Genomic DNA, 7,602 nt, shown 5'->3' on the forward strand with positions numbered 1-7,602 from the left:
CATCGTCGAAATGGGTCAGGGGCGCCGAAACCAAGATCCCTTCTCGCACGATGCGCAGCGGCGCGTTCTCCCGCCGCAACTCCGCCCAGCGGGCCACGGCCGCGTTGTTCTCGGCCTCGGTGAACGGCTTTCTCCTGCCCCGAGATCGGCCGCGACCATCTCCTCGGGACGCAACTGGGCCAACGACCAGACCGGTGAGGCGGTACCCGCTCGGGGGCAATCCGAGCCGATCACCTCGACGATGTCGAAGGGGCGCGAGGCTATGCGGGTTACGAACCTGAGGAAGCACGCGTGCTCCGCCGCGTCGGTCAGGCAGCCCCAGTATACCGGTTGGACGCCGGGGTCCGTCGCCTCCGCCCAGGGTGCCTCCGGATCGGTGGGCTCCCCTTCCGGTTCGTCGTCCGGCCGCGTGTTCTCGGCGAACCAACCCCGGCGCGCGTCGGGATCGAACGGTTCGATGGGCCCCACGTCGAGGACGTGCGTCAGCGCGATCACCCGTTCCGTGCGGCCCTGCATTCGTAAGGCCTGCCTGACGGAGTCGGCCCTTGCCGCGCCCCAGGCCACGTGGACGACCTTCGACGAGCCGGTCACGGCGTGCGGCCCGCGGCACAGAGGTCCGCTGGTAGCGGGCTCGACGCCTCGAACAGCTTGCAACTGCGCGCGATCTCCTCGCGGATCATCGCGCACGGGTTCACGGCGTTGCACGGCGGGTGCGTGGCCGGCGAGGCATCGAAGCACTGGGCGACGAGACGCTTGGCGGCAGCGGGCCCGATCTCGTCGCGGCACGTTACTGTCCCCTGGCCGGACTGGGCTCGTGTGGCAGGCGGGACGATGGAAGCGATGGCTACCGCGAGCGATGTCCCTGTCAATCGCAAGGCCTTCATCGGAACCTCCCGCTCGATGCCCGGTGCCGGACGCAACCAGCCTGGACTGATGGGCCCATCCGCCATGATCGGTTCGACATCGTTCCCGGGTGTGACCGCAGAAGCCACGGGCTTTTCGAATTGTAACCGTCGACCTCGGCGGCCGGAAGGCCGGCGACGCTGCCATCGGCGCCACCGCGGTGCGTGCCATCGTAAACCTGGACCGAATGTGATGACCTCGTTTGAACGGTCACGTCGAAGATCCGCCGGACAAATCGTTCCGCCGCCCGATTGCGACCACCATTCGACACCGCTGGCAACACAATCGAGCGGTTTCCTCCCGACATACGCAATAGTGGAGCCGCCGATGTCCGACCGAAACCTTCAGTTCTCGACCCCCGTCTCCACGGCCGGCCTCGTCGGCTTCCCGGACAGCCTATCCTCCGTGGCGGAAGCGCGTCGCGCCGTCGAGGACGCGCGCCTGCCGGTCGTGCGGTCGCGGCACGCCTGGCTCGACGTCGCCAACAGCCTCGTCCTCGCCGAGGCCGACCGTCGTCCCGCGCTCGTTGAGGCCGCCCGGGCCGCCCTGTGCCTCGCGGTCGCCGTCGAACGCCGTGGCACCCGGGTCGCGACCTCGGTCCGTCCCTGGGCGCTCGCCGCCTGACGTCGAACCCCCGACTTTCCCAAGGAGCCGACCATGACCCAGCTCGTCGAATTGTGCGTGCGCGTGAAGGAGTACGAGAACGGCAACCCGTACATCATGCTGGAGCAACAGGCGTTGCCCGGAACCGGACCGGCCGACACGATGAAGCCTTTCGCCTTCGACCTCAAACCGGGCATCCCCACCGCGGAGGTCGAGGCGCTGGTCGCCGAGATGCGCCGCGTGATCACGCACGTGCACTTCGAGGAGACGCCGGTCGTCCCGTGACGGGGACCGCGGAGACGGGTGCTGCGTTGCCCCGATGTCCGGCTCGTCAACGTACCGCCGGCAGGAGGAGACGAACGCATGTCCGACACGCCCCGCCCCGGCGACGATCCGGCCCCGCCCATCGGCGACCCGCCGCCCGGACCCTCGACCCCGGAAGGCGATCCACCGGCGGACGTGCCGGCCCCGCAGCCCCCGGGGCCCATCGACGCCTGGTGACCGCGACCGCCGCGCCTACTCGCGCGGCGGCTTCGTTTCCGCACCCAGCCGCCTCATGCAGGCGTGGTAGATCTCCGCGCCCAACGCGAACGGCGTCAGCCCCTGGGGGTTCGGCGCGGTGAACACCTTGTCCCGGGCCTCGTCCCGGCACTGGGCGTCCTGCGGGCTCGTGATCGGCTGGTCCTGGGCGACCGCACCGATGCAGCCGCCGAGGAGGAGCGCCGCCGCCATGAAGGTCCGGGTCCCCATCACTTGCCGCCCCTCGCCTGATAGGCCTCGATGGCCCGGCGACAATGCTCCGACAGCTCCTTCCGGTGCTTCTCGAAGCATGCTTCCATCGCCTTGCTGCCGGGGTCGACGTCCCCGCAAAACATCGTCGCGTCGCCGGTGCAGTACCGCTTGAGTTCCTTTCTGCCTTGCCCGGCGCAGAGGCCGGGCGTGGCCGACAGGAGCGCGATGCAGGCCGCGAAGCCGAGGCTGCGGGTCATAAATGTCCTCGTGGCGAAGGTTTCAGTCGATGACCTCGACGACGCGGCGCGTGCGTGGGTCGACGAGCACGGGATGGTCGTTGACGACGGTGTAGTTGTAGTTCGGCAGGGCGAACTCGGTGGGCACGTCGTAGTAGACAACACCGTCATCGGGCAGAACGGTCCCGACACGGACGGGACCGGCGTAGGCGAAGGACGGACGCCGCTCGCCCAGCGCGTAGACGCGGAAGCGCGCGCGGCGGTCGATGCCGAGGATGCCGTTGGCCGTACCGACCGCCGCGCCGACCGCGCCGCCAACCACCGCCCCGAGGGGGCCGGCGATCATCCCACCCCGGTCGGCACCCTCTTGCGCCCCGCGCTCCAGGCCCTGGGCCTGGACGGAGCCCGCCCACGCCAACGTCACCACCGCGACGGTGAGCCAGACATTCCGCGTCATCGTCTCATCTCCCTAGTGCCGGGGACATGGCCCCATCCAGACTGACCCGCCCCGGACGGTCAGCGACTGCCGGTGACGGCGCGCAGGGGCGCGGCGGCGAGGTTGGCCGTCGAGCCGACGGTGTCCTTGAATCCGCTGCCGACGTTCGAGAGGTGCTCGCCGTAGGTCTCGCGCGTCTGTGGATCGACGATGGCCACCGGGGCGGCCACCGCCAGCGCGGCGCCGGTCGCGACGGTTGAGGCCGCGCCGGCGGCCGTGCTCACGAGCCGGTCGCCGATACCAATTTGCCCGTCGGAGATCGGCTGCCCGTCGGCTAAGCGCTTGCCCAGCAACGCGACGACCTCGCCCGAGGCGAACTTGCCGTGGTTGAGTGGGTCGTCGCCCTTGACCGTCGACAGGTTCAAGACACCGATGTTCTGGCGTTCCAACTCGGACTTGTACGGCTCGGCGGTCGGGTCGATGGCCCCGAGACGGACGCTATCGCCCCAGACGAGGCGGGAGACCGCAAGCGCCTGGTCGTCGCCGGAGACCATCAACGTCAGCCGGGGCCGGTCCGACCCCATGTCACGGAACGCGGTACGGGCGAGGTCCATGTCGACGTCCGGCGCGGCCAGGATGACGTTGCGGATCTTCGGGGCGACGCGCCTGTCACGGATCGCCATCTGCCTCAGGCTTTCCAACGTCAGCCAATTGCCCATGGAGTGGGCCAGCACCGTGATCTCGCCGACGTTCGGGTCCTTGGCGAGATCCCGCAACAGCGTCTCCAGGCCATTGCGCGAGAAGTTGGTGCTCTCCCGGTCGTAGCCGTAGGCGAGCACCGACCCCTTGGAGGGCCACGTGAACAGCACCGGGGCGACCTCGGCGCCGGAATCGTGGACGATCTGCGCGAAGCGGAAGACGGCGTCCTCGAACTTGTTGTTGAACCCGTGCACGAACACCAGCACATGGCGCTTGGCCCCGCGACGGACCGCACGGCCGGTCCAGGCCGCGACCTTCCCCCGCTCGACCGGATCGGCGCGCAGCGCGACGAAATCCGTCGCCGGGTTACCCGGCAGGCTTTTCGCCCACTGCACGGAGCCTGGCTGGCGGATGGCGTCGGGCGGGATGGAGACCGCCAGGTCGGTGTAGGTCACGGCGTCGCCGCGTTCGCCCGAAAACAGCACGCCACGGTCGGTCGCCGACTTACGTGTCGTCGCGACGAGCATGTCGACGCGCGACGTGCCCGGCAGCTGTTCGGTCTGGGCAATGGGCAACAGCACCCCGGTCGGGCGCCCGGAACACGCCGGGAGCGCCAGGATCAGCGAGGCGACCACCAAAGCGCGGACGTTCCGTATCTTCTGCAACGACACCCGCACCACCCGACCCGCATCCCCGTATCGGCCGTGAACGGGCATGGTTCACGAACCGTCAAGGCAGGAAGGTATTGGCGGGCGATTGCGGCGTCAGGCGGGCTCGGCCGCCAAGCGGCGTGTCCAAACGGTGGCGCGTAGCGGATGCGGGGTCAGTTCCCGTACGGCGAGGCGAGGACCACCCTGATCTTCCTGGTAGGCTGCGTCTCGCCGGAGGTCGACCCGGCCTTGTCATCCTTGCCATCGGTCGAGACGGTCGTGGTGTCGACGCTACGCCGCAGGCTCGGCGCCGTCTCGGAAGCGGCAGCCGGAAGTATCGACGCGAAGGTGGTGACGACGAGGGCGGCGATGACTGTCTTCACGGCGTTCGTCCGAAGCGTTGCTGTTCTACGCCACTAACGGTCAAGCTCCATCCAAGTTCCCGCCCGCCATCTCGTCCGGGACCGGCTACATACCGGCGGATGCCGATGTGCCGGTGCTGAGTGGTCGAACGATAGGTTCTGCAACCTCACCGTACGATGTTAATCCGTGGAACATCGGGCGCGCAGGACGGCTTGACCGCTCGACGTGCCCCCCATGGGCATGTCGAGGCATTCGCAGCAGCACTGGACCGAGACCGATGGCCCTGGCCCCCGATACGACACGCACCGACCTCGACCGGCCCTACGCAGCCGGTGGGTATCCCGCCGACGACCTGCGCACCATCGCGGTCCACAAGGTGGCCTGGGGGGCGATCTTCGCCGGCGCGGTCATCGCGCTGGTCGCCCAGGTCATCCTCAATATGGTCGGGCTGGGCATCGGCCTGTCGACGGTCGACCCGGCCGGGAACGGCACCCCCACCGCGGGGTCGCTGTCCTCGGGCGCCGGGATCTGGTTCGTGGTCTCCGGCATCCTCGCCTCCGCCGCCGGCGGATGGCTCGCCGGGCGCCTTGCGGGCAAGCCCGTGCTCAACACCGGTGGCTTCCATGGTCTGGTAGCCTGGGCCGTCTCGACCCTCGTGGTCATATACCTCCTGTCGTCCGCGGTCGGCGGCGTGGCCAGCGGCGCCTTCAGCGCCGTCTCCAGCACGCTCGGCGGTGCCGGCAGCCTTGTCGGCGGTTCGGTGAAGACCGCCGCGCAGGCCGCTGCCCCGTCACTGCCGGGCATGGACAACCCGTTCTCCAACATCGAGGGTCAGGTTCGCGCCAACACCGGCAACGACCCCCAAGCGCTGAAGGACGCGGCTGTCACGGCAGTGCGTGCGGCGGTGACCGGCGACGCCGCCCAGCAGGCCGATGCCCAAGAGAAGGCTGCGCAGGCGCTGGCAAAGGCCCAGAACGAGCCGGTGGAACAGGCCCGCACCCAGGTCCAACAGTACACTCAGCAGTACAAGGACACGGTCGCCAAGGCGAAGGAGCAGGCCAAGCAGGCCGCCGACGCCACCGCCCGCGTCGCCTCGCAGGGTGCGCTCTACGGCGCCCTCGCGCTGATCCTTGGTGCCATCGCCGCCTTCCTCGCCGGTCGCGGCGGGGCCAAGGGGCCCCTGGCGGATCGCACCGTCGTCGCCCCGGTCGCCCAGCGTCGAGTCTGAGCGTCGGCACCGCCGTGTCGGCTTAAGCGTTGAGCCGATCCGAGACCGGAGCCCCGCGGCCATCCCAGCCGTGGGGCGGAACCACAACCCTTGAACCCAGGAGCGCAGCCATGGACGAAAACCGCATCACCGGCGCCGCCAAGGAACTCGGCGGCAAGGTCGAGGGCAAGGCCGGGGAACTGGCGGGCGACCGCTCGACCCAGGCTGAGGGCAAGCTCGACGAGGCCAAGGGCGCCGCCGAGAACCTGTACGGGAAGGCCAAGGACGCTGTCCGCGGCGGCATCGACGGCGACCGGGTGTCCGGCGCCGCGCGGGAACTCGGCGGCAAGGTGCAGGGGGCCGTCGGCAACCTGACCGGCGACCGCGAGACCCAGGCCAGGGGCCGGGCCAACGAGGTCGGCGGTTCCGTCGAGAACCTCTACGGGCAGGCCAAGGACGCGGTCCGGGACGTCGCCGACCAGGCCGGCGACCTTGCCCGCGGCGCCCTGCGGCAGGGACGCGAGAGCTATCCCGATGCCGAGCGCGCCTACCGCCAGGGCACTGACACGGTCAGCCGATACGCGAAGGAGTCCCCGCTGGGCCTGGTGGTGATGGCCGGCGCCATCGGCTACCTGCTCGCGCTCGTGATCCACGGTCGTCGCTGACCCTGGCAGCTTAAAGGCGGAGGCGTGACCGGCGTGGTACCGATCCTGGCGACGTTGGCGGCCGTCCTACTCTCGGCTGTCCATGTCGTGACGCCCGCCCTTCGCTTCCTCGACGGTTCGCCCCGTAGCGTCTGGCTTTCGGCGGCCGGTGGTGTCGCGGTGGCCTACGTGTTCGTGCACTTCTTGCCGGAACTGGCCGCCGGCGAAACCAGCGTCGGCCGGATGGCCGGCGACACCCTCGGCGGCTTCTCGGAGCGGCACGTCTACTTGATCGCCCTCGGCGGTCTGATGGCCTTCTACGGACTGGACAGGCTGGCGAAGGTCGACCGCTCCCGCCGAGCCGGCATCCCCGTCACGGATGCCCGCGATGCTCCGGCCGAGGTAGGCACGGGAGCCGGGGTGTTCTGGATCCACATGGTGTCCTTCGGCCTCTACAACGGCCTCGTGGGCTACCTCCTCCTCCATCGCGAGATGACGGGGCCGATCTCCCTAGCCTTCTTCACCGTGGCGATGGCCTTGCACTTCGTCGTCACGGACTACGGCCTGAACGAGGACCACAAGGCGGCTTATCGCACGATCGGGCGATGGCTCCTCGTCGTCGCCGTGCTGGCGGGGTTCGTGCTCGGGGCCATCACCGCCGTATCCGACGCGGCCATCGCCGCCCTGACGACCTTCCTCGGCGGCGGCGTGATCCTGAACGTCCTCAAGGACGAGGTTCCAAGTGAGCGCCAAAGCCGGTTCTGGGCCTTCGCGCTCGGGGGCGCCGGGTACTCCGCGTTGCTTCTCACCCTGTGACCCGACCCACGTCGACCAAGGCACGGCGCATACGAGGACCGAGGGTTCCCGCCGGCCCGGACGGGACGAGGTAACTGACGAGCACGAGGACGGGCATAAGGATCAGGGGCGGCTGCACCATCGGCGCTTCGAACGTTAGCGCTTCGGGGTACGCACGGCGGGCCATGGACGCACCGGATTGGCACTCGACAGGTCGCTCCGTCCCCTGGCGATCCTGCTCCGCGTTATGATGCCGGAGATGGACGGCTGGTCGGGGCTCGCAACCCTTAAGGCGGCCCCCGAGACGGCAGGCATCCCCCGTGGTCATGGACAG

The 7,602-nt window shown here is 69.5% G+C and carries 13 protein-coding genes and 1 pseudogene; 6 read left to right on the plus strand and 8 right to left on the minus strand.

All coding sequences use genetic code 11. The features are described from left to right. From MKK52_RS27045 to MKK52_RS00485, 3 genes and pseudogenes are all read right to left on the minus strand, one after another. On the minus strand, window positions 1-289 hold a 289-nt coding region (locus tag MKK52_RS27045; protein ID WP_313898717.1), incomplete at its 3' end, for a DUF3658 domain-containing protein. 176 nt (window positions 290-465) lie between these two features. Then, window positions 466-516: pseudogene (locus MKK52_RS27155) on the minus strand (hypothetical protein); the annotation flags it as partial. 71 nt (window positions 517-587) lie between these two features. After that, the gene (locus MKK52_RS00485; protein ID WP_243951787.1) at window positions 588-992 is read right to left on the minus strand and encodes a hypothetical protein; all 405 of its coding nucleotides are present in this window, start codon (window positions 990-992) and stop codon (window positions 588-590) included. A 238-nt stretch (window positions 993-1,230) separates the two neighbouring features. Between MKK52_RS00485 and MKK52_RS00490 the strand changes: the two genes are divergently transcribed. The 3 genes from MKK52_RS00490 (at window position 1,231) to MKK52_RS00500 (ending at window position 2,007) form a co-directional block, all read left to right on the plus strand. Next, window positions 1,231-1,527: a hypothetical protein gene (locus MKK52_RS00490; RefSeq protein ID WP_243951788.1), complete on the plus strand. Its 297-nt coding sequence runs from the start codon at window positions 1,231-1,233 to the stop codon at window positions 1,525-1,527. A gap of 33 nt (window positions 1,528-1,560) precedes the next feature. Further along, window positions 1,561-1,791, plus strand: coding sequence for a hypothetical protein (locus MKK52_RS00495; RefSeq protein WP_243951789.1), 231 nt, complete (start codon window positions 1,561-1,563; stop codon window positions 1,789-1,791). A gap of 78 nt (window positions 1,792-1,869) precedes the next feature. Then, window positions 1,870-2,007, plus strand: coding sequence for a hypothetical protein (locus tag MKK52_RS00500; protein WP_243951790.1), 138 nt, complete (start codon window positions 1,870-1,872; stop codon window positions 2,005-2,007). A gap of 15 nt (window positions 2,008-2,022) precedes the next feature. Here the strand turns inward: MKK52_RS00500 and MKK52_RS00505 are convergent, their stop codons facing one another. The 5 genes from MKK52_RS00505 to MKK52_RS00525 all read right to left on the minus strand — a co-directional run bounded on the left by MKK52_RS00505 (window position 2,023) and on the right by MKK52_RS00525 (window position 4,642). Then, window positions 2,023-2,256 (minus strand): hypothetical protein, encoded by a 234-nt coding sequence (locus MKK52_RS00505; RefSeq protein WP_243951791.1) that lies wholly within the window; start codon window positions 2,254-2,256, stop codon window positions 2,023-2,025. Continuing rightward, window positions 2,256-2,495: a 3',5'-cyclic-nucleotide phosphodiesterase gene (locus tag MKK52_RS00510; protein WP_243951792.1), complete on the minus strand. Its 240-nt coding sequence runs from the start codon at window positions 2,493-2,495 to the stop codon at window positions 2,256-2,258. The genes MKK52_RS00505 and MKK52_RS00510 overlap by 1 nt, the downstream gene beginning before the upstream one ends. A gap of 22 nt (window positions 2,496-2,517) precedes the next feature. Next, entirely contained in the window at window positions 2,518-2,931 is a 414-nt protein-coding gene (locus MKK52_RS00515; RefSeq protein WP_243951793.1) for a DUF1236 domain-containing protein, read from the minus strand. A gap of 59 nt (window positions 2,932-2,990) precedes the next feature. Then, the gene (locus tag MKK52_RS00520; protein WP_279597559.1) at window positions 2,991-4,325 is read right to left on the minus strand and encodes an alpha/beta hydrolase; all 1,335 of its coding nucleotides are present in this window, start codon (window positions 4,323-4,325) and stop codon (window positions 2,991-2,993) included. Window positions 4,326-4,432: 107 nt separating this feature from the next. Then, on the minus strand, window positions 4,433-4,642 hold the full coding sequence (locus tag MKK52_RS00525) for a hypothetical protein (RefSeq protein WP_243951795.1): 210 nt from the start codon (window positions 4,640-4,642) through the stop codon (window positions 4,433-4,435). A 257-nt stretch (window positions 4,643-4,899) separates the two neighbouring features. On the opposite strand from MKK52_RS00525, the gene MKK52_RS00530 reads away from it, so the two are divergent. The 3 genes from MKK52_RS00530 (at window position 4,900) to MKK52_RS00540 (ending at window position 7,289) form a co-directional block, all read left to right on the plus strand. After that, window positions 4,900-5,850 carry a PhnA-like protein gene (locus MKK52_RS00530; protein ID WP_243951796.1) on the plus strand — a complete coding sequence of 317 codons (951 nt, stop codon included), beginning with the start codon at window positions 4,900-4,902 and terminating at the stop codon, window positions 5,848-5,850. Window positions 5,851-5,960: 110 nt separating this feature from the next. Continuing rightward, complete coding sequence (locus tag MKK52_RS00535; RefSeq protein ID WP_243951797.1) at window positions 5,961-6,494, plus strand: CsbD family protein; 534 nt, start codon at window positions 5,961-5,963, stop codon at window positions 6,492-6,494. 24 nt (window positions 6,495-6,518) lie between these two features. Beyond that, a complete protein-coding gene (locus MKK52_RS00540) occupies window positions 6,519-7,289 on the plus strand; it encodes a hypothetical protein (RefSeq protein ID WP_243951798.1) in 771 nt (256 codons plus the stop codon). Window positions 7,290-7,602 lie beyond the last annotated feature (313 nt).

It is taken from the genome of Methylobacterium sp. J-067 (genome assembly GCF_022829465.1).
Taxonomy (GTDB): Bacteria; Pseudomonadota; Alphaproteobacteria; order Rhizobiales; family Beijerinckiaceae; genus Methylobacterium; species Methylobacterium litchii.

Bases quoted from the DNA above. Each gene is read 5' to 3' on its own strand.
- MKK52_RS00490 (WP_243951788.1), top strand. From the start codon at position 1,231: ATGTCCGACCGAAACCTTCAGTTCTCGACCCCCGTCTCCACGGCCGGC.
- MKK52_RS00495 (WP_243951789.1), top strand. From the start codon at position 1,561: ATGACCCAGCTCGTCGAATTGTGCGTGCGCGTGAAGGAGTACGAGAAC.
- MKK52_RS00500 (WP_243951790.1), top strand. From the start codon at position 1,870: ATGTCCGACACGCCCCGCCCCGGCGACGATCCGGCCCCGCCCATCGGC.
- MKK52_RS00505 (WP_243951791.1), bottom strand. From the start codon at position 2,256: ATGGGGACCCGGACCTTCATGGCGGCGGCGCTCCTCCTCGGCGGCTGC.
- MKK52_RS00510 (WP_243951792.1), bottom strand. From the start codon at position 2,495: ATGACCCGCAGCCTCGGCTTCGCGGCCTGCATCGCGCTCCTGTCGGCC.
- MKK52_RS00515 (WP_243951793.1), bottom strand. From the start codon at position 2,931: ATGACGCGGAATGTCTGGCTCACCGTCGCGGTGGTGACGTTGGCGTGG.
- MKK52_RS00520 (WP_279597559.1), bottom strand. From the start codon at position 4,325: ATGCCCGTTCACGGCCGATACGGGGATGCGGGTCGGGTGGTGCGGGTG.
- MKK52_RS00530 (WP_243951796.1), top strand. From the start codon at position 4,900: ATGGCCCTGGCCCCCGATACGACACGCACCGACCTCGACCGGCCCTAC.
- MKK52_RS00535 (WP_243951797.1), top strand. From the start codon at position 5,961: ATGGACGAAAACCGCATCACCGGCGCCGCCAAGGAACTCGGCGGCAAG.